The organism is Nocardiopsis sp. NPDC101807, assembly GCF_044766605.1.
In the GTDB taxonomy this organism is placed as follows: domain Bacteria; phylum Actinomycetota; class Actinomycetes; order Streptosporangiales; family Streptosporangiaceae; genus Nocardiopsis; species Nocardiopsis tropica.
Genome location: NZ_JBIWMK010000002.1, coordinates 946785 through 969003, shown reverse-complemented (window position 1 = coordinate 969003; position 22219 = coordinate 946785). Strand labels below are relative to the sequence as shown.

The window sequence follows — 22219 nt, the reverse complement described above, 5'->3', positions numbered from 1 at the left end:
GCCGGGCAGGTGTGGATCACCCTCTCCGGGACCGGTGTGCGCATCGTCAACGACGGCGCGCAGCAGGGCCCGGTCACCGGGCTCAGCGGCCTCGCAGCCCTGCGCGAGCGCGTGCTCGCCGACGGCGGCGAGCTCACGGTGGAGCGCGGGAACGGACGGTTCCTGACCGCCGCGAGCTTCCCGCACCCGGGCCCTACCGGGTGAGAAGTGCGCCGGAGAGGGCGGTCGTGCCGGGACCACCTCCGCGGGAGCGGTGACCTGTGTCGGAGGTGAGGCGGGAACACCATGAACTCCCGCCGCAGGGAAAACGATAGAAACTCCTTTCTCTGGAACCTCCTTATTCTCGCGGGTTGCGTGTGGAAAATTCGGAAAATTCTTGACTGCTGTCGGTTTTCGGAGGAAGAATGATGTCGGCCTCAGAGGTGTTGCCCGAATGGGCCTTCGCCCTCTGGGGCATCTCATTGCATTGTTGCAGGCCAGTGTCCGTGTATCAGGCCGAGTCGCGGACGGGCCCCTTCACGCGAAAGGCATCATGCGCCAGTTCAGACGGTTTCTCCCCCGCGTCGCCATGCTCTTCTCCATGATCGCCGCCTCCCTGACGATCGCGGCCTCCCCGGCCTCCGCGCACACCCTCGAGGACGTCGTCTCCGCCCCGGCCGGATGCAGTTGGCTGGACGGTTCGTACAGCACGCTGCACACCTCGCCGATCACGACCCCCTCGGGCACCCGCTACGGGACCGCTTACCTGCTGTGGAGCAATACCTATCAGCAGAACTGCGCGATCACGCTGAAGACCTCCTACCACGGCACCCCTACGTGGACCACGACGACCATCTGGACCCAGCAGGACGGAGGCCGGACCTACGAGCAGGGCAACTTCGGGCACTACACGCGCGCGGTGAGGGCCGCTGCCGGGCAGTGCGTCCGCTACATCGCCACCATCAGCAGCACCGCCGGATCGACCGGTGGGACCACCGCCACCGGAGGGCGCTCCGAGTGGGGCAACTGCACCTGAGGCAGCCTGATCGATAATTCTCCGGAAAAGCGCCGGGAGCAATCTGCTCGCCGGCGCTTTTCCGGAGATGCGTCTGTGCGGGTAAAGGGTCGTGGATTTCCGGGCCACTGCTTTCCCCGCCCGGGGCTTCGGGATCCGGGTCGTGGATTCCTCGGTTTCGTGTCCGCTGGAACAGGCCTGCCGGAGGAACCATTTCGGGCCTTCCGAGGATTGCGCGGTTCGGGGAGGGTCCACCGCGACCGGCTCCGAGGGGCGCATCCTCCCCCGACCGGTCGCGGCCGCCTCAGGACGGGTCCGCTTCGGGTGGCCGGGCACCGGTCCCCTCCGGCCTGCCCTGCGGTCCGTAGGGGGTGGTGATCCACGCCCCCAACAGCAGGGTCGCCCCGACCACGACCAGCGCGACCGCCCACGATCCGACCGGCGCCATGGTCGTCCCGCACAGGCCGGCCCCCATCCCCGTCCCGGGGCGGGACACCTCCTCGTAGGCGAACCAGCCGAAGGAGGCGTCCATGTCGACCAGGGGCCACCAGCCCGCGCCGCACGAGCCGCCGGGGACCAGTCCGAGAGCCACGCCCCCGGCGATCAACGCGAAGGCCACCGTCCGGACGATCTGAACAGGGGACACGGAACTCTCCTCGACGCAGGGGTTTGCCCGTTGGACGCCCCTGTGCGCCCCCCGGTTGCCGCGTGCGGACCCCCCGTCTCCGAGGCCCTGTGGTCCCGGGGGCCCGGGATCGGCTCCGAAGGACGAGGAACACACCAGCCGGCGCCCGAGGGCGGACCGCGCGATGCGGCGGGGCCCGGTGCGAAGCCGGCCCGCCCCCGCCCCCGCCTGCGCGGACGCCGGGCCGGAGCGACGATTCCCGCCCCTGACACCGCGGGGCAACACGGACGAAATATTGGCCTGACCAATCCCTTGACCTCCTGGATCGCCTCCTTGTAGCCTCAGTCACATTGGTCAGGCCAATGGAAGGTGTCATGGACAGCAACTTCGACGCGCTCGTGGACGCCCTCGCCCAGGAGGCGCGGGTCCTGGGTCCGGAATCACGGATCATGACCGAGCGCGCGCTCGCCGAGCGCCTCGGGAACAGCCGCGCCACCGTGCGGGAGAACCTGGGGAGCCTGGAGGTGCTCGGCATGGTCCGGCGCACCCAGGGGGCGGGGACCTACGTCACCAAGCCCGACGCCTCGTTCGTGCGGCTGCTCTTCGACCTGATGTCGAAGTTCGGCCACGTCGACCACGCCAGCGTCGAACGGGCCCGGGAGATGATGGAGATCTCCGTGGTCCAAGAGGCGGCGGACCGGGCCGACCACCACGACGTCGCCGCCCTGCGCGGACACATCGACGACATGGTCCGCGCGACCGCCGCGGGGGACGCCCGGGCCGGGCACGAGGCCGACTACGCCTTCCACAAACGGCTCTTCACCATCGCGGACAACCCGGTCATCGAGCTGTTCGTGGACGGCATCAGCCTGGCCCTCCAGGACGTCCTGGCCAAGAAGCGGGCCCGGGCGCTGAGCGTCGAGGCCGCAGGGCTGCCGGAGGGCTCCGACGAGCCCCGCCGGACCGACACCGTCCACACGCCCATCGTCGACGCGATCGAGGCGCACGACCGCAGCGCCGCCGCGGCCGCCATGGTCGAGCACTTCAGCCTGTGGCGCCGGATCACCGAGAGCCCCGCCATGACGGACGAGCACTAGACCCCACCTGCCGGGACCCCGTGTACCCGGACCCCGACCACCCTGCCCCGCCGGGGGCGGCCCCGAGCTCCGGGACCGCACTGACCCCCTCCCCGAGGGGAGAAGGAAGACACATGAACGCGCCACAGGTTCCACAGCCATGCCCGAAATCGACCGTCATGTTCGTCGGCATCGGCGCCATCGGCCTCCCCATGGCCGAGCGGATCGCCCGCGCGGGCCACACCGTGACCGGTGTGGACCCCTCGCCGCTCCGGCGCGAGGCCGCGGCCGAACTGGGCGTGCCCGCCCAGGCCGACACTGCCGGGATCGAGGGGGCCGACACCGTCCTCGTCATGGTCGCCACCCCCGAGCAGCTGCACCGGGCGGTGTCCGCGCCCGGCGCCGCTCTCGACTCCATGCGCCCCGGAGCCGTGCTCGCGGTGATGAGCACCGTCGGCCCGGGCCCGGTCCGCGAGGCCGCGCGCAGGGCCGAGGAGGTCGGGGTCCGCCTGGTGGACGTGCCGGTGACCGGCGGCGTCGCCGGCGCCAGACGCGGCGCCCTGACCCTCTTCGCCTCCGGCGACCCGGCCGCGCTCGCCGACTGCTCCGACGTCCTCTCCGCCATGGGCGCCGTGCGCGACTGCGGCGCCGAGGTGGGCCGGGGACAGTCCTACAAGGTGGTCAACCAGCTCCTGTGCTCGGTGCACATCGTGGCCGCCGCCGAGGCGCTCGCGCTGGCCGAGAGGCTGGACCTGGACCCCGCGGAGGTCCTGGAGGCCGTGGGCGGCGGCGCGGGGGCGTCCTGGATGCTGGGCGACCGCGGACCGCGCATGCTCCCGGAGGCCGCCGAGGAGGTCACCAGCACCATCGGGATCTTCGTCAAGGACTCCACGCTCGTCACCGACACCGCCGACGCCGTCGGCTTCTCCGCGCCCCTGGCCCGCGCCGCGCGCGCCGCCTACGAGCAGGCCGCCGCCACCGGGCTCCTGGACCGGGACGACTCCCAGGTCATCCAGGTCTACCGCGACTGACACCGCGCGTCGCACACGACCCACCGCGCACGCGAGCCGGACCGCCGCCGCGTCGCGCCCCTTCCGCACCACGGCTCCGAGGCCCGAGGAAGCCGCTCGGCGGAACCACCAAGCCCGTAGGGGTCGCTCGTCATGCCCGGAAACACCCGGCCGTGAACGTGCGGGCCCCACCGATACACGAGAGGGGATCCACGCATGGATGCTCTTGTGCTGACACTGATCGCTCTCGGGTCGATCGCCCTCCTGCTCCTGCTCATCATCCGGTTCCAGGTGCCGGCCTTCATCGCCCTGATCCTGGTCAGCGTCGGAACCGCCCTGGCCACCGGCATGCCCTTCGCCGAGATCATCCCCACCATCACCGAGGGCCTGGGCGGAACGCTCGGCAGCGTCGCCCTCCTGGTCGGCCTCGGGGCGATGCTGGGGGCGATCATCGAGCACTCCGGCGGCGCGGACGCCCTCTCCCGGCGCTTCGCCCGGATCCTGGGGCCGGCGCGGGTGGGGGCCGCCCTGCTGATCGCCTCGTCGGTGATCGCGACGCCCATCTTCTTCGACGTCGCCTTCATCATCCTGGTACCGATCATCTACGCCTTCTCGCGAGCGGCCAGGCTGCCCTCGCCCATGTCCATCGGCCTGCCGATCGCCGGCCTGATGCTCTTCATCCACGTGGTGGTGCCCCCTCACCCGGGGATCGTCGGCAGCTCGGCGATCCTGGAGGCCGACATGGGCCTGGTCACGCTCCTGGGTTGTGCGCTGGTGGTGCCGGTGGGCTTCGTGGCCCACTACACCGCCCGGCTGCTGAACCGGCGCGTCTACACGGTGCTCCCGGAGACGCTCGCCCGGTACTCCGAGGGTCAGTCCGCGGACCCGGGGGACGGGACCGGACCGCAAGGCCCCGACGACTCCGGCCCCTCCGGGCAGGGTGAAACCGGGCCCTCCGGGACCCGGTCCGCCGACCAGGGCGGCGGCTCGGTGAAGGCCCCGGCCAGGACGGAACCGCAGGCGCCCCCGGGCACGGGCAGCGTGTTGACGATCATCCTCGTCCCGATCGCCATGATCGGGCTCCAGACCGTCGGCAGCGCCTTCCTCGCCGAGGGCTCGGCCGCACTGGGCCTGCTGACGATGCTCGGCGCCCCGCCGTTCGCCCTGCTCACCGGCTGCCTGCTGGCGGTGTACCTGCTGGGGGTGCGGCGAGGGTGGTCGATGCGCTCCGTGGGCCGGGTCATGGAGGGGGCCCTGGCCCCGGCGGCCATCGTCGTCTTCGTCACGGGGGCGGGCGGAGCCTTCGCCAAGGTCCTCAGCGAGAGCGGCATCGGCGACGCCCTCTCCGGCGGCCTGCTCGGACTGGGCATCCCCCTGCTGCTCCTGGCCTTCGTCCTGGCCGCTCTGCTCAGAGCGGCCCAGGGATCGGCGACGGTGTCGGCCATCACCACCGCCGGGCTGCTGGCGAGCACGGTCTCCGAAGGCGGTTACAGCTCTGTGGAGATCGCCCTGATCAACCTCGCCATCGGCTGCGGGGCGATCTGCCTCTCCCACGTGAACGACTCGGGGTTCTGGATCGTCTCGCGCTACCTCGGGCTGCAGGTCGCGGACGCGCTGCGCACATGGACCGTGCTGGTCACGGTACTGGGCACGACCGGTTTCGGCCTGGTCTGCCTCGTCTGGGCGCTGGTGTGAGCCCTCACCGCGGACCGGCCCCGCGACGCGACCTCCGGCCCGGACAGGCCGCCGGGCCGCCCCACGGAACCACCACCCGAACCACCGAACCAGGAGGACTGAGATGAACCAGACCGCCACGGCGCCCGGAGGCGGTGTCGACACCGCCCGGACCGACCGGGTGAGGGCCGCCGCCTACCGGATCCGGCTGAACGCCCTGACCCAGGGCGAGGTACAGGGGCAGGGCTACATCGGCCAGGCCCTCGGCATCGCGGACGTCCTCGCCGCCCTCTACGCCGACCAGCTCGACCTCCGGCCCGAGGACCCCGAGTGGGAGGGGCGCGACCGCTTCCTCCTCTCCATCGGCCACTACGCGATCGCCCTGTACGCGGCCCTGGCCGAGGCGGGCGTGATCCCCGTCGAGGAGCTGGACACCTACGCCACCGACGACTCGCGCCTGCCCATGTCGGGCATGTCCACCTACACGCCCGGCATGGAGGTCTCCGGCGGCTCCCTGGGCCACGGTCTCGGCGTCGCCGTGGGGATCTCCCTGGGACTGCGCCGCAAGGACAACCCGGCGCACGTGTACAACCTGCTCTCCGACGGTGAGCTCAGCGAGGGTTCCACCTGGGAGGCCGTGCAGGCCTGCGCGCACCACGGCCTGGACAACGTCATCGCGATCGTGGACATGAACCGCCAGGTCGCCGACGGCCCGGCGCAGGAGGTCATGGGCACCGAGCCCGCCGACGACAAGTTCAGGGTCAACGGCTGGCACGTCCTGCGGGTCGACGGCAACGACGCCGCCGCGCTGCTCGCGGCACTGGACGAGCTCAAGGCCCACCGCGGCCGGCCCAAGGCCCTGATCTGCGACACCACCATGGGCAAGGGCGTGCCGATGCTGGAGTCCAGGGAGAAGCTGCACTTCATGCGGGTGGCCCCGGACGAGTGGCAGACGGCCCGCGAACAGCTCAAGGAAGGGAACGACGCATGAGCGCCACCACCGCCAAGCGGCTCACCTCGGACGCGATGATCGCCTCGATCGCCGACGACGGCGCCCGCACCGCCCAGGCCCCGCTGGGGCACGCGCTGCTCGCCGCGGCGCGGGAGGACCCCCGCATCGTGGGTCTGTCCGCGGACCTGGCCAAGTACACCGACATGCACGTCTTCCGCGACGCCATGCCCGACCGCTTCTACCAGATGGGCATGGCCGAGCAGGTCATGATGGGGGCCGCGGCCGGCCTGGCCCAGGAGGGGTTCGTGCCCTTCGCGTCGACCTACTCGGTCTTCGCCACCCGTCGCGCCTACGACTTCCTGTGCCTGGACATCGCCGAACCGCGCCTGAACGTCAACATCGTCGCGGCCCTGCCCGGTCTGACGACCGGTTACGGCCCCAGCCACCAGGCCACGGAGGACGTCGCCCTGCTCCGCGGGATCCCGGGGATGACCGTCGTCGACCCCTGCGACTCCGTCGACATCGCCCAGGCCGTCCCCCAGCTCGTCGCGCACGAGGGTCCCACCTACACGCGCATCCTGCGCGGCGCGGTGCCCACGGTGCTCGACGAGTACGACTACGAGTTCCGCCTCGGCAAGGCGTCTTTGCTCCGCGGCGGCTCGGACGTCCTGTTCATCTCCTCGGGACTGATGACCGAGCGCGCCCTGCGCGTGGCCGCCGCACTGGAGAAGGACCGCATCGGCGCGGCGGTCCTGCACACGCCGACCATCAAGCCGCTGGACGTGGACACCGTCCTGGCCGAGGTCGCGGCCGACCGGAAGGTCTTCGTGCTGGAGAACCACTCCGTGGTGGGCGGCCTCTTCGAGTCGGTCGCCTCCGCGCTGGTCCAGCGGGGGGTGACCCGGCAGGTGACCCCCATCGGCCTGCCGGACGAGTTCCTCGACGCGGGCGCCCTGCCCACGCTCCACGACCGCTACGGGGTCTCGGTCGGACGCATCGGAGAACGCGTGCGGGCCGCGCTGTGACCGCGGGTTCCGGGGCGCGCCGTGCGGGGCGCCCCGGAACCCCGGGCCCGGGCGGGCCGGAAGGCCCCCTCCTTCGGCCCCGGCCGCCCCGCGGCCGATCCACGGGGCGGCCGGCGAAGGAGCGCCGGGGGCGGATCGGATCCGACCCGCCCCCGTCGCCCGGGGGCGACCACGCCCCTCGACCCGGGTCAGGCGGCGCCGAGCCGGTCGAGGGTCCGGGTCCGCAACCGCTCCGCCTCGCTGCCGGGTTCCGGACCGGCGTTCGCGGAGGCCCCGCAGAAGACGTCCCGCTCCGGGAAGGCGCCGTCGACGAGGAAGCCCGTGGTGACGTTCCAGGCGCAGGCGTTGTCACCGTAGAGGTAGACCCCGTGCCCGTTGCCGTCGACGCTCACCAGCCGCGACCGCTGCCCGAACTTGTCGTCCAGCCTCACGCCTCCGGCGTACGGGGTGGCCGCGTCGCGCAGGTTCTGCACGATCAGGACGTTGCCCGGTCCCTCTCCGGTGACCTCCACCGGGGCCTCGGCCGGCTCGTGGTGCCAGTAGGCGCACGGCATCACGTTGGCGGGGGCCGCGCCGTACATCGGGTACCGCTCCCGGTCCTCGGCGACGCTGCTCCGATAGGTGTCGAGGTCCTCCGGCCACTCGGAGTCGTTGCAGGTCACCGCGAGGAACGCCGACCAGGCGTTGTCCGCGGCCACGAGCTCGGCCGCCTCCTCCCCGCCACCGGCAGGGTTGTCCAGGTAGCGCCGGACCGCGGTCCCGTCGCGGTCGTCCAGGGACTGCCACAGTTGCGCCGTCAGGGCGTAGTTCTCCTCGCCGTACAGTCCGGCGAAGGAGTAGAACCGGAAGGAGGGGCCGTCGACGCCCGCCACCGGCTCGTCGTCCAGGCGTTCCGCGATCTCGAAGTAGGTCTGCCGTACCTCTTCCGGAGAGCTCCCCAGGCCGTAGCTGCCGTCGCGCCGCGCCAGCCAGGCGGCGAAGTCGGGGAAGGCCTCCTCGAAGCCCGGGCCGAACTGGCGCAGACCGTCGTAGCCGAGGAAGGTGTCGCCGATGTTGCTGTCGAGCACGATCCGGTCGGTGCGCCCGGGGAACATCGAGGCGTAGGCGGAGCCCAGCGCCGTCCCGTAGGACACTCCGAAGAAGCTGGTCCTCTCCTCGCCCAGCGCTGCCCTGATCCGGTCCATGTCGCGGGCCGTGTTCGCCGTCGACATGTGGGGCAGCAGCCCGTCGGTGTCGTTGGCCGCGCACTGGTCGGCGACCGCCTCGGCGGTCACGGCATGGTCGGTGACGGCCGCGTCGTCGACGGCGTACGGCGGGATGTTGCCGTAGTACGCCTGGTCGGCGGTGAAACCGCAGCTCACCGGGGAGGAGTGTCCGACCCCGCGGGGGTCCATGCCGATCAGGTCATAGGTGTTCAGGAGGCTGGCGGGCGCCCCGAGGGCGGCCAGATCGGCGGGCATCGACAGGCCGGAGCCGCCCGGGCCGCCCGGGTTGAGCATCAGGATGCCGCGACGTCCCTCCGGGGCCCCTCCGGCCAGGCGGGAGACCATGATGTCGATCTCGGCGCCCTCGGGGGCGTCGTGGTCCACGGGTACCGTCACGGTCCCGCACTCCAGCGGGTACGGACCGGCAGGGACGTCCGCGGGGCACGCGCCCCACTCCACCTCCGGCGCCGGCCCCCCGCCCCGGTCGTCGGCCGCGGCCGGTCCCGCCGCGGTCAGCGAACCGGCGAGGAGGACCACCGCCAACAGCGGCGAGCGTCGTCCCGTGCTCCATTTTCGTTCCACGTGTGCAGCCTTCCGGTCAGCGGATTCCCACCTCCCGGCAGCCCGCCGCCCCCGTGGTGAGGGGCGGCCGTCGCTGCCGGGAAGCACCCCCTCAGACTGCTGTCACCCCGCCGAGCCCACCAGTGACACCGCGTCATCGGTTCACCCCCGCAAACGTCATGGGTGCGCCCGCGGGGCCTGCTCTGTCGTGGCCGACAGGACACCGGCGGGTACGGGCGGCCCTCGCCCGGATCTAACCCGCCATGCCCCGGAGCAGGCCCTCCAGATTGCGCTCGCCGTCGCGGGTCTGGGCGCCCTGGGCCAAGCCGCCGCGGATCAGACGCTCGGCCGCCGGGCGAACGATCTGGCCCGCCCAGGAGGCGTGCTCCCGTAGGAGGCCCTCGGCCAGGTTCCGTGGGGCGATGGCGCGCTTGGCCGCCGCGATCACACCCTCGGGCAAGGAGGCGATGTGGTGGGCGAGACGGTCGACGATGTCGTCGAGCTCGGCGGCGGGGACGGCCCGGTTCACCCAGCCGTAGCGTTCCGCGGTCTCGGCGTCGTACAGGTCGGCGCCCAGCACCGCCTCCAGGGCGCGGTTGCGGCCGATCCGGTCGGCGAGGTACTGCGTTCCCCCTCCGCCGGGGACGATGCCCATGAGGGCCTCGATCTGGCCGAGCCCCGCGCGCCCGATCGCGGCGAACGCCATGTCCGCGGCCGTCACGAACTCGGCTCCTCCGCCGCGCGCCGTCCCAGCCAGCTTGACGACGGTCACCTGGGGCTGGTGCCGCAGCAGTTCCCCCAGGGCCTGGAAGACGTTGACGCCGTCAGGGATGTCGGCCGCGATCTCGTCGAAGGCGTCCGGTGTGTCGACGAGCGACATATCGACGTGGGCTATGAAGAACTCCGGATCGGCGCTGTCGAACACGATCACCCGGACCGACTCGTCGTCCTTCAGCGCGGTCAGCAGGTGCCGGAGGTCGGCCATCAGGGCGGCGTCCAAGACGTTGACGGGCGGATTGTCGAGGGTGACGCGGGCGATGCCGTCTGCGCGACTCACCCGCAGGGTCGCGTAGGCGTCGTGGTTCATGGAGGTCTCCGATCCGTACCTGATAGGCATCTAGGTTCCCGATGCATACTTAGGGTGCGGTGGTGGACGACCGACGTCAATAACGCACTTTCGGCATCGTAGGGATCGCGGAGGATACCGACATGGCCACTTCTGAAACCGGCGCCGGCGCCGGCAGCGACCTCGTCTACAGGTCCGACTGCCCCAGCCGACCGATCCTCGACCAGATCGCCGACAAGTGGTCGATGATGGTGATGGCCGTCCTCGCCGAGCCCACGCGGTTCAACGAGATCAAGCGCCGCCTCGAAGGCGTGACCCAGCGGGTCCTGACCCAGACCCTGCGCCGCCTGGAGCGCAACGGGATGATCGTGCGCCGTGTGCTGCCGACCTCGCCGGTCGGGGTCGAGTACTCCCTCACCCCGCTCGGCGAGTCCCTGCGGGAGCCGTTCGGCCGGTTGTACGACTGGACGGTCGACAACGCGGACGAGATACAGGCGTGCCAGGAGGACTACGACCAACGCGTGCGGGGCCGAGAAGGAGCGGCCGGGAACCCCTCGTCCTGAACCGGCTCGTTCCAGGCGCCGCTTCGGCGTCCGGCCCCGGACCTGGGACCGGATGCCGGATCCCCCGCTGTGGAATCGCCGGCCCCGGAGACCTGTTCGGTGAGGTTCTCGGCCGCCACCGCTTCCCCGGAGACGGCCCGGCGACCTGGCTGGTGCGGACCTGGGCCGTGGCCGTATCGGCGCCGGGGATGTGGACCGGTTCGGTGCGCACCGGGTGCGAGCCGCGACGCGAACTCGACCGGGCAGGGCCGCGGAGAGCGAGAGCCCGCCCCGGACACGCCCCGAACGGCGCAAGATCGGTCAGGCCGCCGACCCGAGGGCGCCGCTACGGTTCGGGCATGACCACTTTTCACGCCTTCCTCGGCTGCAGCCTCGACGGGTTCATCGCCGGGCCCGACGGCGAGCTGGACTGGCTGACCGTCTTCGACGCCACCGGCGCCGAGGAGTTCTTCGCCACCGTCGACGTCCTGGCGATGGGGCGCGCGAGCTACGACGCCCTGCGGGAGTCCACGGAGGACCTCTACCGGGGCACACCGATCCATGTGCTCTCCACGACGCTGCCCGCCGGCCCGCGACCGGACCTGGGCAGTTCGCCGGTGACCGTCCATCCGGGCATCCCCGCGCTGCGGACGGCCCTCGCCGAGGCCGGGGTGAAGCGCGCCTACGCCGACGGAGGCCTCACCGTCCAGGCGTTCCTGGCCGCCGGCCTGCTCTCGGACCTCACCGTGACCCGTGTTCCGGTGCTCCTCGGGAAGGGGATCCCCCTCTTCGGGCCCGACCCCGGCCCCCTGCGCCCGCACCTGGTCTCCTCGTTCGCGACGGAGCAGGGGGCGGTCCAGTCCTTCTACCGCTTCTCGGCGGACGAGGGCTGAAGAAGCGGGCACCGGTAGGCGTCCGCGGGGACCCCAGCGGACGGCGCCTCTGACCCCCACTGCTCGGCAGGCGGCGGGGGCCGGGCCTGGCCCCTTCGCCTGCTTCCCGACCCCGCCGGAGGCAGTGGACCCGGTGACGCCGCACGCCGCCGAACTCGGAACCTTCGAGGTCCCCGTGGAGCAGGGGAGGGGCCGCCGACCGCGGCCCCGCGGTCGAAGCGGGCACCGCACGAACGCGACACCGCTCCGGGGGAGGGCCGGCCGGGAACCTCCCTGGCCGGTCCTCTCCCGCCCGCACCTGCTTCCTGTTCCCCCGACCGCCGCTCCGCAGGACGTCCTTGCTCCCGACAGCCTTCGGAAGCGGGAGTCATCGCAGGTCGGGCCGCCCATCGCCCGAGGTGTAGCCGGTGTGGGCGGGGGAAGGTGGTACGCACGGTCGGTGTGGGGCACGTGCGTGAGAACGCTGGGGGAGACGATGGCTGGTGACCGGACCGGGCTGGCGGAGATACTCGCCGCAGCGGAGGACGCCGCGCCGATGGAGTCCCTCAGCGTGGTGGCGTGCGATCTACGCGACCGCTTCGACGCGTACGCGGTCTCGTTTCTGTTCGCCGACATGATCGGTCGGCAGGTGGTGCGGGTCGGCGAGGAGACCGTCACGCGGGAGGGCCGCGAACCCGAGCAGATTCCGCTGGACGGCAGCGTCTACGACCAGGTGCTGCGAACCCAGGAACTGGTGCAGGGCCCCGGGGACGGGCACGGGCAGCGGGTGCTCGCCCCGGTGACCAACCGCGGCGACGTCATCGGCATCCTGGAGCTGACCCTGCCCCACGTCACCGGGGAGGTCCTGGACGAGGTCCGCGGGGCCGCGCACGCGCTGGCGTACATCATCGTCACCGACCGCCGTTTCACCGACCTCTACCACTGGGGCAGGCGCACCACCCGGATCAGCCTGGCCAGCGAGATCCAACGCCGCCTCCTGCCCAGCGCGTCCTCTTGCGAAGCCGCCCAGTTCGTCCTCGCCACGGCCCTGGTGCCCGCCGACTCCGTCGCCGGGGACACCTACGACTACTCCCTGGACCGCAACACCCTGAACCTGTCCATCACCGACGCCATGGGCCACGACGTCAACGCCGCGCTCATGGCCACCCTGCTGGTCAACGCCTCCCGCAGTGCCCGCCGAGCCGGCGCCGACCTGGCCGAGCAGGCCCACCAGACCCACCGGGCCCTCCTGGACCACGGCGACCAGACGTTCGCCACCGGCCAGCTGGTGCGCATCGCCCTGGACGGCGCCGGCGCACAGATCGTCAACGCCGGACACCCCTGGCCGCTGCTCCTGCGCGACGGCAGGGTGGGCGAGATCAGTCTGGACGTCGACCTGCCCTTCGGTATGCACGTGCCCGTCGCCTACCACGTGCAGGACCTCGACCTTCGCCCCGGGGACCGCCTCGTCTTCCACACCGACGGCATGCAGGACCGCCGGGCGGAATCCGTCGACCTGCCCCGTCTGATCCGCGACACCGCCGACGACCACCCCCGTGAGGTCGTACGGACCCTGACGACCGCGGTCACCGACGCCTCCGGAAGCCGTCCGCAGGACGACGCCACCGTCCTGTGCCTGGACTGGCACGGCTCCCACCACGCGGGCCGCCGTACCCGCGCCGGAGCCGACAGGTGAGCACCGGGCGGCCCCGCCGCCCCCGCGGGCCCCAACAGGGGTCCCGGAGGAGTGGGTCCCCGAGCGGTCCCGCGGTCATCTCCACACCTCAGGACGGTCCTGCCACCACTCCGTGAACACGGCGCGGGTGCGCCCCGCGCTGGTCGACCGGCTCCGGGAGATCCGGCTCCCCGGACCGTCGACGGGGGAGTCCGGGGACGAGGACTCCAGGAGCACCCCGTTGTCACTGCTATCGTTTTTCGATAGATTCCTATTGAGAAGCGATCCAGGGAGACGTGATGGGGAAGTTGACGGTGCTGGCGCTGCGCGCCGTGCTCGTGATGTTGCTCGGAGGCTCGGTGTTCGTGCAGGCGGTCATGGTGCCGCTGCTGGCCGCGGACCTGAGCGAGGCCGGGGCCGACCCGCTGCTCGTGCGCGCCCCCGTGGTCGCGATCGTGTTCCTGGGCGTCGTGGCGGTCCAGGCCGTCCTGGTCTGTGTGTGGCTCCTGGTCACGAAGGTGCGGCGCGGCACCGTGTTCTCCAGCACCGCCTTCCGCTACGTCGACGTGATGATCGGCGCGATCGTGGCGGCCGCCCTCCTGGTGTTCGGGCTCGGGTTCGTCATGGCCCCGGGCGAGGCCGTGCCGCCGGGCGTGGTCCTGCTGGTGGGCGGGGTGGGCATGGCGCTCCTGGGGGTCGCGCTCATCGTGGTCGTGCTGCGGACGCTGTTGGCCCAGGCGATCGAGAGCAGGGCCGAGGCGTCCCGCCTGCGCAGCGAGCTCGACGAGGTGATCTGATGCCGATCGTCGTCGACGTCGACGTGATGCTGGCCAAGCGCAAGATGTCCGTCGGGGAACTCGCGGACCGCATCGGGATCACGCCCGCCAACCTGGCGGTGCTCAAGAACGGCCGCGCCAAGGCGGTGCGCTTCACGACCCTGTCCGCCCTGTGCGAGGTGCTCGACTGCCAGCCGGGGGACCTGCTGCGCTGGGAGCCCGAGCCGGCCGAGGCCCCCGAGCCCGCCGCCACGCGGCCGGGGCGGTGAGTCCGGGGCGGACGAGGCCGACCGGCGAGGGGAGACCGGCGGGCCGGGACCGGTCACCACGCGACTCCCTCTGCGCCGGCACCCCTGCTAGGCGGTCCCCGCCCGCCGGTTGACGACGGCCGCCAGGATCGCGGTGCGCATCCCGGGGACCTCGGCGCCGAAGCGCTCGTGGACCGCCTTGAACCCGGCCCTGTACTCGTGCCGCTCCTGCGGGGTGAACGCCGTCCAGACGTCGCCGTCGGCCGCTATCGCGGCCAGGGCCACGTCCTCGGCGGGGGCGGTCGCCACGGTGTGCTCGGTACGGACCGCCTCGTGCACGCGCTCGCGCAGCCTGCGGACCTCTCCGGGGTGTGCGAGGGTGACCTCGCGGGTCGGGAAGACCCCCAGCACCCGGCCGCGGTCGACCCTGATCGACCCGTTCGCGACGAGCTGTTCGCGCACGGCGCTCTCGGCCGTCCACTCCCGGTCCGGGACGGCGTTGACCCAGTGGCCCGGCTCGTGCGGCGACAAGCCGTCCAGCACCTGGGCCAGGAACGGGTCCTCCGGCGTGCGTGAGGCGTCGCGCTCGGCCCTGCCGTCCCGGGAACGGAGCAGGCCGCCGAGGATCAGCTCGGTCAGCGCCGCGGCGCGCAGCAGGTGGCCGCGGTAGGCGGTGCTGACGGGGTCGAACCGGTTCTTGTCGGTGTCGTAGCTGAGCAGGTAGAGCCGTTGCGGCAGTGTCGGTTCCATTGTCTTCTCCTCGGCGTCCGTCCCGCCCGGGGCGCCCGGTCGGCCGGGGCGCGGAACCGTCTCCCCTCGGCACCGGTGCGCCCGGACCCCGTGCGGGCGTGTCCGCGACCCCGCCCCGGGGTCCGGTCCAGTATTCGCCCTGCTCCGCCGCGATACCAGTGACACGGTGTCATGTCCTCACCTGCACAGGCGCCACGGCCCGGACGCGGTGCGGCCGCCGGACGGCGGCCGCGGGCCCGGGGAGGCGACGCCGCATACGGCTCCCCGGGTCTACCGGCGTGACAGGTCCGCCAGCGCCAGCCCTCCGCCGAACGCGATCAATGCTCCCCCGGACGCCTGGTCCAGGCGGCGCAGCGTCACCGGCCGCAGGCGGCGCCCCGCCAGCACGCGCCCCGCGGTCGCCCAGGCCAGGGCGGTGGCCGCCTCGCAGGCGATGTAGAGCGCGCCCAGCGCGACCAGCTGCACCCCGGCCGCGACGCCGGACCCGGAGGAGACGAACGGTGGTAGGAACGCCGTGAACAGCAGGAGCGCCTTGGGGTTGGCGGCCGCGGTGACGAACTCCTGCCCCGCCAGTTTCCACGGCACCACGTCACGGGCGCCCCCGTCCTCCCGGTCGGGTGCGGACCCGTTCGGCGCGGAGGCGGCGCGCGCCGACCACACCACCCACACCCCCAGCCCGACCATGATGGCAGCCCCGGCGACGCGGAGGATCTCGAAGGCCGTCCGGGAGGCGTGCAGGAGCGCCCCCAGGCCGGTGGTCACCGCACCGAGCATGAGGGCGAACGCGGCGAAGCGTCCCAGGAGGGCGACAGCGGCCGGACGCAGGCCCTGCCGCAGACCGTTGCGGAAGGCGAGCAGGTTGTTGGCCCCGGGCGAGGCGGCCACCGCCAACGCCGCGGGTACGAAGACAGCCAGCTGCGCCGAAGAGAGCATGCCGCCAATCTAAACGGTGACCGGTCCGTGGCCGGGGGACGCACCGGACCGCGCCTCCGGGGCCGGGGTCCCGCCCCGCGCGGGCGCGCCACAGCCCGGGGCGGCCCCGACCGGACGGGGCGCGGTCACGGCGCGTCGCCGACGGGGGTACCGTTCCACACGCGTCGGTTCTCCGGCGGGACAGGGGACCGCTTCCGGCGGCCGGACCGACGCCGGGGCCCGTAGCGCGTCCACGCGGCGCGACGACCTGTACGGGCCGGTCGGACCGGGTAGGAGGGGCACAGGGCGACGGCGCGCGGACGTCGGGCGCCCGCCGCCGCAGCACGTGAGGACGGGGAGTGGCGATGGACGGCGAAACCCTGCAGGACACGGCCCAGGAGCACGCCGAGACCCTGGTGGGGGCCGGGCTGGAGCACCCGTTCGGACCCGACTGGGAGGTCTTCAAGGTCCGGGGCAAGGTGTTCATGCTGATGACCGAGGCCCCCGGCAAGCCGGTCGTGATCCTCAAGTCCGACCCCGGTGAGGCCGAGGCCCTGCGCGAGGCCCACGCCGACATCACACCGGGCTACCACATGAACAAGAGGCACTGGATCACGCTCGCCCCCGGCGACTCCATCGACGAGGGCCTGGTCAGGGAACTGGTAACCGAGTCCTACCGGCTCGTGGTGGACAACCTGCCCCGGTCCCGCCGCCCCGTCGGGTCGGCGTCGGGCAGGCCGACCACGCGCTCGGACGTTCGCGCGGCGGACTGACCACCGGGCCGCACCCGGCCGTCGAGCGGTGACGGGAGCCCCCCGTCCACCGCGTTCGAGGCCGGGCGGCGCGGCGGCTCCCCGTGGTTCGAGGCCGTCCTCGTCGCGGCGAACGCCGTGAGCAGCACGGCCGAACGATCCCTAGACGACGTCGAACTCGTTGCCCTCGGGGTCCTGCATCAGGACCGCGTACTGCCCCGCGTCCGGCTCGTCCGTGGTCCGGAGCACGCGGGCGCCGGCCTCGACCAGCCTTTCCACCGTGGCGGCGACCCGCTGCGCGCGCACCGCCGGCGGGACGTCGCGACCGCCGCCGACCTGCAGGTCGAGGTGTATCCGGTTCTTGGCGGCCTTGGGCTCCGGAACCTGCTGGAACCACACCCGGGGCCCCCGTCCTGTGGGATCGACGATCGACTCCGGGACGTCGCCCGCACCCTCGGGCAACTCCTCCTCGGGCACCCCCACGGCTGCCCAGTGCTCCCGCCACGTGGCATGTCCGCCCGGCGGGGGTTCGGGTATGTATCCCAGAGCCTCGCTCCAGAACGCCACCAGCCTCCGCGGGTCGGAACAGTCGATCGTCAGTTGCAGCTTCATCTCCATGACCGGAGCCTGGCGGACACGTCCGACATTCGTGCCGGACCGGTCCCGCGGACGGCAGGGGCGCACTTTCGCGACAGACCTGAGGAGTGGACATGGCCATCACCGGGGAGCAGCTCCAACAGACCGCGCGCGGCACGGCCCGGGACCTGCCCGGGACCGACCACGGGCGGCCCTTCGTCGACAAGCTGGACGTGTACAAGGTGGCGGGCAAGGTCTTCCTGATCGTCACCGACGACCCCGACGAGCGCATCGTCACCGTCAAGGTCGAGCCCGACCACGGCCGCTCCCTGCGGCGCCGGCACCCCTCGATCACCCCGGGCCGTTACCTCGACAAGACGCACTGGATCTCCGTGGGCGCCGGCGGGGAGATCACCGAGCACATGGTCCGGGACCTCGTGGACCGCTCCTACGAACTCGTCCTGGACTCCGTGCCCCGGGCCCGCCGGCCCAGGACGGGAGGGGACGGCCGCGGGAAGGGGTGAGGCGGGCGCGTAGGCGCACCGCGCCGATCCCGTGGGGGTCCGGGACCGCCGCACGGGCGCACCCGCGGTTCAGGGTGCGGCGGACGCCGCCGGTTCCGGGGCGACGGCGCGGCGGACGCAGTCCCGCAACAGGTCGCGCCGCTGTTCGTGCACCTCCTGCGGCTCCGTCGCGGTGGCGGCGTAGACGTTGCTCACCGGCGACCAGGCCATGGACATGGCGATGACCAGGGCCATCACGTCGAAGGGGTCGCCCTGCCTGATGCGCCCGGCGGCCTGGGCCTCGGCGATGGCGCGGAGCTTGTGGTCGTCGTAGCGCTCGTGCTCCGCGACGAGGTGCCCGGTCGGGTGCCGTTCCAGGCGGGCCCAGGTGGCGAGGCGGATGAGGTCGGGACGGGCCAGGTACTCGTCGTAGAGGCGCACGGCCCAGTCGGCCAGGTCCCCGGCGTCGATGGGGGCGACATCGATGATGCGCTCCAGCGAGGCGAAGAAGATCGCGTCGAAGAGCTGCTCCTTGTTGCCGAAGTAGCCGTAGAGCTGGGCCTTGTTGGTCCGTGCGGCGGTGATGATCCGCTCGATGCGGGCTCCGGCGATGCCGTACCGGGCGAATTCCTGTGTGGCGGCGTCGACGATCCGCCGGTGCGTGGCGGCCCCGCGCGCGCTCGATGGCTGTTCGGGCATGGCCGCCACGTTAGCAGACAGACCAGTCTGTTTGCGTATCCGGCTCCGACGGCCTAGGTTCCAAATAGACCGAACAGTCTGTCTTTGGAGAGATATGCGCACCACCATCGGATGGCAGGCGGACCCCGCGACCCACGCCCTGCACCGCACACGACTCCGGCGCCGGGACCTGCGCCCGGACGACGTCGCGGTGCGCGTGGACTACTGCGGCGTCTGTTTCAGCGACCTGCACGCCCTGCGCGCCCACGAGAGCGACACCGACGGGGCACTGGTGCCGGGGCACGAGTTCACGGGCACGGTGAGCGAGGTCGGCAGCGCGGTCACCGGCTTCGCCCCGGGCGACCCCGTGGCCGTCGGCAACATCGTCGACTCGTGCGGCACGTGCCCCATGTGCCGGGCCGGCCAGGAGAACTTCTGCCGCGGCTTCCCGACCCTGACCTACGGCGGAACCGACCGCCGTGACGGAGAGACCACCCTAGGCGGCTACTCCCGCGAATACGTGGTCCGCGAGGCGTTCGCCCACCACCTGCCCGCCGGTCTGGATCCGGCCGGAGCGGCCCCGCTGCTCTGCGCCGGCGTCACCGTCTGGGAGCCCCTGCGGGCCCTCGGGGTGGGCCCGGGCAGCACGGTCGCCGTGGCCGGGCTGGGCGGTCTGGGACACCTCGCCGTCAAGCTGGCCGCCGCACTCGGCGCCACGACCACCGTCCTCAGCCGCACACCGGACAAGGCCGAGGAGGCCTACGGACTCGGCGCGGACGGATTCGTCGTCTCCACCGACGACGCGCAGATGGAAGCCGTCCGGGACCGGTTCGACGTGGTCGTCGACACCGTCTCCGCCCCCCATGACCTGACCCCCTACCTGCGCACCGTCGCCATGGACGGCACCCTCAGCCACCTCGGGCACCTCGGCCCGGTCACCGTGGAGACCACCGACCTGCTCATCGGCCGCAAGAAGCTCAGCTCCGCCGGCAGCGGCGGACGCCCCTCCACCGCCGCCCTGCTGCGCTTCTGCGCCGAGCACGGCATCACCGCCGACATCGAACTGCTGCCGTCGTCGCAGGTGAACGCCGCCTTGGAACGCCTGGAGCGCAACGACGTCCGCTACCGCTTCGTGCTCGACATGTCCGACCTGGACTGAGCGGCGGCGCCGGCCACGTGGCACGCGCTGCGCCACGGGGCTGCCTCGCGGGCGATCGCGGCCGGCGCCGAGGTCGAGGTGATCTCGGTCGGGCCGGGGCACGCGACCATGCACTTCACCCAGGACACTTGCCAGAGCGTGTTCGCCGGACGTGGCCGGTCTCGGGGAGCACACCAGGGGCCGCACGGCACCGACGACCCCAGGTCAGCGAAAGGGTTCACGCTCGCCGGTCTGGGGTTCCCTCACATCCGGGGCCGTTCGACCATCGCAGCAAAGGTTCCCTTGCCGAAAGCGTTCCTCGGATGGTTCCCCACGGCTCCTCTGAAAGCGGTCTCACGCCGGTTCAATCGATGTTCCACAGGCGGATGACGTTCTCGTAACTGCTGGTGGCCAGATGCTGTCCATCGGGGCTGAAAGCTACGGACAACACGCTGGATTCGTGCCTGTTGAAAGTTCTGATGGTCTCGCCGGTGAAGGTGTCCCACACACGTGCGTCCTCATCCGAACCAGTGGCGAGTAGCCGACCGTCGGGGCTGAACGCCACAGTGTCCACAAAGCCGTCGTGGTCTGTGTAGGTGGCCACGTTCTCGCCGGTGGAAGTGTTCCAGAGCCGGGCAGTCTTGTTCCAGCTTCCTGTGGCGATCGTTTCGCCGTCGGGACTGAACGCCACCGAGGTCACCAAGCTGTCGTTGCCTGAGAAGATCATGGAGGTCTCCCCGGTGGCGATGTCCCACAGGCGTGCAGTGCCGTCGTAGCCGCCAGTGGCGAGTCGCCGTCCGTCGGGGCTGAACGCCACCGAGGTCACGTAATCGTCATGACCGGAGAAGGTCCTGATGTCGTCACCACTGGAGGTGTCCCAGAGGGTCGGGGAGCCGTAACGGCCACTGGAGGCGATCATTTCTCCGTCGGGGCTGAACGCGACCGAGAGCACCTCGCTGCCCTGCCCGGTCAGGGTCATGGTGTTCTCGCCGGTGGAAGCGTCCCAGAGCCGCACGGTCTCATCCACGCCTCCGGTGGCGATGATGTCGCCGTCGGGGCCGAACGCCACACTGTTCACAGCGCCGCTGTGTCCGTTGAAGGTCCTGATGTCCTCTCCTGTTGTGGTACTCCACAAACGGAGCGTGGCGTCGTCGCTTCCGGTGGCGAGCAGGTTCCCGTCAGGGCTGAAAGCCACTGACCGGACGCTCTCGCCGTGACCGACGAGGGTGGACATCGGGGAGGTGAGGGTGTTCCACAGTACCGATGCAAGGAGGAGCGCGAGAGCGGTGACGACAATCGCGAGGAGATACCAGCGCTGCTTCCACCTCGGCTTCTTTTGCCCGGCACCTTCTTCGGGCGGGGCGGATCGCGGGAGAAGTACGGTGCTCGGAACCGGAGGGCCGGAGCCGAGCCGAGCGTGTCGTGGGTGACCGACCGGAACGGTTGCGGGCGAGGGATCGCCCAGGCGCCCGAAGAGGGCGCTTGGGGAGGCGGTCGAGGCAGGCCCGGTGGACGGCGGCGCTGGCAGTGCCTCGGGCCAGGCGGTGTGGGGCGGCGGCCAGGAGTCGTGAAGGTCGTCTTTCTCGAAGCGGGTGAGGATTCGTGCGGGGGTGGGCCGCCGTGCGGGGGCATGGTCCCAGCACTCGAGGATCAGCCCCCGGATGGCCGGGTCGATGTCGCCGGGGTCGGGTGGCGGGCTGATGATGCGGCGCAGGGTCTCGGCCATGGTGGCCCCCGAGAGGGGATTGGTGCCGGTGGCGGCGTAGGCGAGCACGGTTCCCAGGGAGAACGTGTCTGAGGCGGGGCCGACGCGGGAGCCGTCGGTCTGCTCGGGGGACATGTAGGGCAGGGTGCCGAAGACCGCTCCGCGGGTGGTCATGCTGTCGGCGTCCAGGGGGCGGGCGATGCCGAAGTCGATGATGCGGGGACCGTCCTCGGCCAGGATGATGTTGGCCGGTTTGAGGTCGCGGTGCACCAGGCCGCAGGCGTGGATGGCCTGGAGCCCCTCGGCGAGGCCGGCGGCCAGGACGTGCAGGGCGGGCGGGGTGATGGGGCCGTGCTCGCGGACGGCCTGTTCGAGGCTGGGGCCGGGGATGTGGGCGGTGGCGATCCACGGTGCGTCGGCGTCGGGGTCGGCGTCCACGACCTGGGCGGTGTGGAAGCCGCCGACCCGGCGGGCGGCGTCGGCCTCGCGCGCGAACCGGGCTCTGAAGCCCTCTTCTCGGGCGAGCTCGGGGCGGATGACCTTGACGACCAGCTGCCTCCCGGAGGGTGTGCGGGCGAGATAGACCTGGCCCATGCCGCCGGCGTCCAGGCGTGAGACGAGGCGGTAGGAGCCGATACGGGGCGGGTCGGTGGGGTGGAGGGGTTCCACGGGGTTGCTTTCATTCCGGGGAGCGGGGGTGTTGCGCGGGAGGCGGGGCAGTGGCTTTCCCGGAGCAGGGGAGCTGAGGTGAGATCTCGGGTGTGCGATGTGGCCGTGCAGGTGTCACGGGCCTTGTACGTGCACTCCCTCTGATTGTGGTGCATTGGGCCCTGCGGAGTAAGAGGTTCAGGCGGGAACGGCCGAATCCGGCCGGTGGGGTGCCCGGGCTCTGGGGTGCGCAGAC

General features: G+C 72.0%; 22 protein-coding genes and 1 pseudogene. 15 read left to right on the top strand and 8 right to left on the bottom strand.

The features are described from left to right. Window positions 1-204, top strand: a pseudogene (locus ACIRPH_RS09560) (sensor histidine kinase); the annotation flags it as partial. A 328-nt stretch (window positions 205-532) separates the two neighbouring features. Beyond that, window positions 533-1015, top strand: a complete 483-nt coding sequence (locus ACIRPH_RS09555) for a hypothetical protein (RefSeq protein WP_402911576.1) — start codon at window positions 533-535, stop codon at window positions 1013-1015. 283 nt (window positions 1016-1298) lie between these two features. On the opposite strand, the gene ACIRPH_RS09550 is transcribed toward ACIRPH_RS09555, so the two are convergent. Next, complete coding sequence (locus ACIRPH_RS09550) at window positions 1299-1640, bottom strand: hypothetical protein (protein ID WP_402911574.1); 342 nt, start codon at window positions 1638-1640, stop codon at window positions 1299-1301. Between the two features lie 353 nt (window positions 1641-1993). On the opposite strand from ACIRPH_RS09550, the gene ACIRPH_RS09545 reads away from it, so the two are divergent. The 5 genes from ACIRPH_RS09545 (at window position 1994) to ACIRPH_RS09525 (ending at window position 7356) form a co-directional block, all read left to right on the top strand. Beyond that, window positions 1994-2716 carry a FadR/GntR family transcriptional regulator gene (locus ACIRPH_RS09545; RefSeq protein WP_402911571.1) on the top strand — a complete coding sequence of 241 codons (723 nt, stop codon included), beginning with the start codon at window positions 1994-1996 and terminating at the stop codon, window positions 2714-2716. 113 nt (window positions 2717-2829) lie between these two features. Further along, the gene (locus ACIRPH_RS09540; RefSeq protein ID WP_402911570.1) at window positions 2830-3726 is read left to right on the top strand and encodes an NAD(P)-dependent oxidoreductase; all 897 of its coding nucleotides are present in this window, start codon (window positions 2830-2832) and stop codon (window positions 3724-3726) included. Between the two features lie 195 nt (window positions 3727-3921). After that, on the top strand, window positions 3922-5400 hold the full coding sequence (locus tag ACIRPH_RS09535; protein WP_402911568.1) for an SLC13 family permease: 1479 nt from the start codon (window positions 3922-3924) through the stop codon (window positions 5398-5400). Window positions 5401-5503: 103 nt separating this feature from the next. Beyond that, entirely contained in the window at window positions 5504-6370 is an 867-nt protein-coding gene (locus ACIRPH_RS09530) for a transketolase (RefSeq protein WP_402911565.1), read from the top strand. Then, window positions 6367-7356, top strand: a complete 990-nt coding sequence (locus tag ACIRPH_RS09525; protein WP_355012193.1) for a transketolase C-terminal domain-containing protein — start codon at window positions 6367-6369, stop codon at window positions 7354-7356. The genes ACIRPH_RS09530 and ACIRPH_RS09525 overlap by 4 nt, the downstream gene beginning before the upstream one ends. Before the next feature lie 188 nt (window positions 7357-7544). Here the strand turns inward: ACIRPH_RS09525 and ACIRPH_RS09520 are convergent, their stop codons facing one another. After that, a complete protein-coding gene (locus ACIRPH_RS09520; RefSeq protein ID WP_402911561.1) occupies window positions 7545-9143 on the bottom strand; it encodes an alpha/beta hydrolase in 1599 nt (532 codons plus the stop codon). 232 nt (window positions 9144-9375) lie between these two features. After that, window positions 9376-10239 carry an enoyl-CoA hydratase/isomerase family protein gene (locus ACIRPH_RS09515; RefSeq protein WP_402911558.1) on the bottom strand — a complete coding sequence of 288 codons (864 nt, stop codon included), beginning with the start codon at window positions 10237-10239 and terminating at the stop codon, window positions 9376-9378. Window positions 10240-10331: 92 nt separating this feature from the next. Here ACIRPH_RS09515 and ACIRPH_RS09510 point away from each other — a divergent pair, with 92 nt between their 5' ends. The 5 genes from ACIRPH_RS09510 to ACIRPH_RS09490 all read left to right on the top strand — a co-directional run bounded on the left by ACIRPH_RS09510 (window position 10332) and on the right by ACIRPH_RS09490 (window position 14322). Continuing rightward, window positions 10332-10751 (top strand): winged helix-turn-helix transcriptional regulator, encoded by a 420-nt coding sequence (locus tag ACIRPH_RS09510; RefSeq protein WP_402911555.1) that lies wholly within the window; start codon window positions 10332-10334, stop codon window positions 10749-10751. 338 nt (window positions 10752-11089) lie between these two features. Then, a complete protein-coding gene (locus ACIRPH_RS09505) occupies window positions 11090-11623 on the top strand; it encodes a dihydrofolate reductase family protein (protein ID WP_402911552.1) in 534 nt (177 codons plus the stop codon). 475 nt (window positions 11624-12098) lie between these two features. Beyond that, window positions 12099-13298: a PP2C family protein-serine/threonine phosphatase gene (locus ACIRPH_RS09500; RefSeq protein ID WP_402911550.1), complete on the top strand. Its 1200-nt coding sequence runs from the start codon at window positions 12099-12101 to the stop codon at window positions 13296-13298. Between the two features lie 278 nt (window positions 13299-13576). Beyond that, window positions 13577-14074 carry a DUF2975 domain-containing protein gene (locus ACIRPH_RS09495; protein WP_402911547.1) on the top strand — a complete coding sequence of 166 codons (498 nt, stop codon included), beginning with the start codon at window positions 13577-13579 and terminating at the stop codon, window positions 14072-14074. Next, window positions 14074-14322 carry a helix-turn-helix domain-containing protein gene (locus tag ACIRPH_RS09490; RefSeq protein ID WP_402911544.1) on the top strand — a complete coding sequence of 83 codons (249 nt, stop codon included), beginning with the start codon at window positions 14074-14076 and terminating at the stop codon, window positions 14320-14322. The genes ACIRPH_RS09495 and ACIRPH_RS09490 overlap by 1 nt, the downstream gene beginning before the upstream one ends. A gap of 87 nt (window positions 14323-14409) precedes the next feature. On the opposite strand, the gene ACIRPH_RS09485 is transcribed toward ACIRPH_RS09490, so the two are convergent. Both ACIRPH_RS09485 and ACIRPH_RS09480 read right to left on the bottom strand, forming a co-directional pair. Continuing rightward, on the bottom strand, window positions 14410-15051 hold the full coding sequence (locus tag ACIRPH_RS09485; protein ID WP_402911541.1) for a GPP34 family phosphoprotein: 642 nt from the start codon (window positions 15049-15051) through the stop codon (window positions 14410-14412). A gap of 270 nt (window positions 15052-15321) precedes the next feature. Then, window positions 15322-15984, bottom strand: coding sequence for a LysE family translocator (locus ACIRPH_RS09480; protein ID WP_402911538.1), 663 nt, complete (start codon window positions 15982-15984; stop codon window positions 15322-15324). 344 nt (window positions 15985-16328) lie between these two features. Here ACIRPH_RS09480 and ACIRPH_RS09475 point away from each other — a divergent pair, with 344 nt between their 5' ends. Next, the gene (locus ACIRPH_RS09475) at window positions 16329-16736 is read left to right on the top strand and encodes an MmcQ/YjbR family DNA-binding protein (protein WP_402911535.1); all 408 of its coding nucleotides are present in this window, start codon (window positions 16329-16331) and stop codon (window positions 16734-16736) included. A 141-nt stretch (window positions 16737-16877) separates the two neighbouring features. Here ACIRPH_RS09475 and ACIRPH_RS09470 read toward each other — a convergent pair whose 3' ends face one another. Beyond that, window positions 16878-17333 (bottom strand): VOC family protein, encoded by a 456-nt coding sequence (locus tag ACIRPH_RS09470; protein ID WP_402911533.1) that lies wholly within the window; start codon window positions 17331-17333, stop codon window positions 16878-16880. A gap of 92 nt (window positions 17334-17425) precedes the next feature. On the opposite strand from ACIRPH_RS09470, the gene ACIRPH_RS09465 reads away from it, so the two are divergent. Next, window positions 17426-17815: an MmcQ/YjbR family DNA-binding protein gene (locus ACIRPH_RS09465; protein ID WP_402911530.1), complete on the top strand. Its 390-nt coding sequence runs from the start codon at window positions 17426-17428 to the stop codon at window positions 17813-17815. 69 nt (window positions 17816-17884) lie between these two features. Here ACIRPH_RS09465 and ACIRPH_RS09460 read toward each other — a convergent pair whose 3' ends face one another. Next, on the bottom strand, window positions 17885-18493 hold the full coding sequence (locus ACIRPH_RS09460) for a TetR family transcriptional regulator (RefSeq protein WP_402911528.1): 609 nt from the start codon (window positions 18491-18493) through the stop codon (window positions 17885-17887). A gap of 94 nt (window positions 18494-18587) precedes the next feature. Here ACIRPH_RS09460 and ACIRPH_RS09455 point away from each other — a divergent pair, with 94 nt between their 5' ends. Continuing rightward, complete coding sequence (locus ACIRPH_RS09455) at window positions 18588-19631, top strand: NAD(P)-dependent alcohol dehydrogenase (RefSeq protein WP_402911525.1); 1044 nt, start codon at window positions 18588-18590, stop codon at window positions 19629-19631. Window positions 19632-19974: 343 nt separating this feature from the next. Here the strand turns inward: ACIRPH_RS09455 and ACIRPH_RS09450 are convergent, their stop codons facing one another. After that, window positions 19975-21984 carry a WD40 repeat domain-containing serine/threonine protein kinase gene (locus ACIRPH_RS09450; protein WP_402911522.1) on the bottom strand — a complete coding sequence of 670 codons (2010 nt, stop codon included), beginning with the start codon at window positions 21982-21984 and terminating at the stop codon, window positions 19975-19977. Window positions 21985-22219: the final 235 nt, after the last annotated feature.

Excerpts from the sequence above, each read along its gene's own strand:
- ACIRPH_RS09555 (WP_402911576.1), top strand. The coding sequence starts at position 533 with ATGCGCCAGTTCAGACGGTTTCTCCCCCGCGTCGCCATGCTCTTCTCC.
- ACIRPH_RS09545 (WP_402911571.1), top strand. The coding sequence starts at position 1,994 with ATGGACAGCAACTTCGACGCGCTCGTGGACGCCCTCGCCCAGGAGGCG.
- ACIRPH_RS09540 (WP_402911570.1), top strand. The coding sequence starts at position 2,830 with ATGAACGCGCCACAGGTTCCACAGCCATGCCCGAAATCGACCGTCATG.
- ACIRPH_RS09535 (WP_402911568.1), top strand. The coding sequence starts at position 3,922 with ATGGATGCTCTTGTGCTGACACTGATCGCTCTCGGGTCGATCGCCCTC.
- ACIRPH_RS09530 (WP_402911565.1), top strand. The coding sequence starts at position 5,504 with ATGAACCAGACCGCCACGGCGCCCGGAGGCGGTGTCGACACCGCCCGG.
- ACIRPH_RS09525 (WP_355012193.1), top strand. The coding sequence starts at position 6,367 with ATGAGCGCCACCACCGCCAAGCGGCTCACCTCGGACGCGATGATCGCC.
- ACIRPH_RS09515 (WP_402911558.1), bottom strand. The coding sequence starts at position 10,239 with ATGCCTATCAGGTACGGATCGGAGACCTCCATGAACCACGACGCCTAC.
- ACIRPH_RS09510 (WP_402911555.1), top strand. The coding sequence starts at position 10,332 with ATGGCCACTTCTGAAACCGGCGCCGGCGCCGGCAGCGACCTCGTCTAC.
- ACIRPH_RS09505 (WP_402911552.1), top strand. The coding sequence starts at position 11,090 with ATGACCACTTTTCACGCCTTCCTCGGCTGCAGCCTCGACGGGTTCATC.
- ACIRPH_RS09500 (WP_402911550.1), top strand. The coding sequence starts at position 12,099 with ATGGCTGGTGACCGGACCGGGCTGGCGGAGATACTCGCCGCAGCGGAG.
- ACIRPH_RS09495 (WP_402911547.1), top strand. The coding sequence starts at position 13,577 with ATGGGGAAGTTGACGGTGCTGGCGCTGCGCGCCGTGCTCGTGATGTTG.
- ACIRPH_RS09490 (WP_402911544.1), top strand. The coding sequence starts at position 14,074 with ATGCCGATCGTCGTCGACGTCGACGTGATGCTGGCCAAGCGCAAGATG.
- ACIRPH_RS09485 (WP_402911541.1), bottom strand. The coding sequence starts at position 15,051 with ATGGAACCGACACTGCCGCAACGGCTCTACCTGCTCAGCTACGACACC.
- ACIRPH_RS09480 (WP_402911538.1), bottom strand. The coding sequence starts at position 15,984 with ATGCTCTCTTCGGCGCAGCTGGCTGTCTTCGTACCCGCGGCGTTGGCG.
- ACIRPH_RS09475 (WP_402911535.1), top strand. The coding sequence starts at position 16,329 with ATGGACGGCGAAACCCTGCAGGACACGGCCCAGGAGCACGCCGAGACC.
- ACIRPH_RS09470 (WP_402911533.1), bottom strand. The coding sequence starts at position 17,333 with ATGGAGATGAAGCTGCAACTGACGATCGACTGTTCCGACCCGCGGAGG.
- ACIRPH_RS09465 (WP_402911530.1), top strand. The coding sequence starts at position 17,426 with ATGGCCATCACCGGGGAGCAGCTCCAACAGACCGCGCGCGGCACGGCC.
- ACIRPH_RS09460 (WP_402911528.1), bottom strand. The coding sequence starts at position 18,493 with ATGCCCGAACAGCCATCGAGCGCGCGCGGGGCCGCCACGCACCGGCGG.
- ACIRPH_RS09455 (WP_402911525.1), top strand. The coding sequence starts at position 18,588 with ATGCGCACCACCATCGGATGGCAGGCGGACCCCGCGACCCACGCCCTG.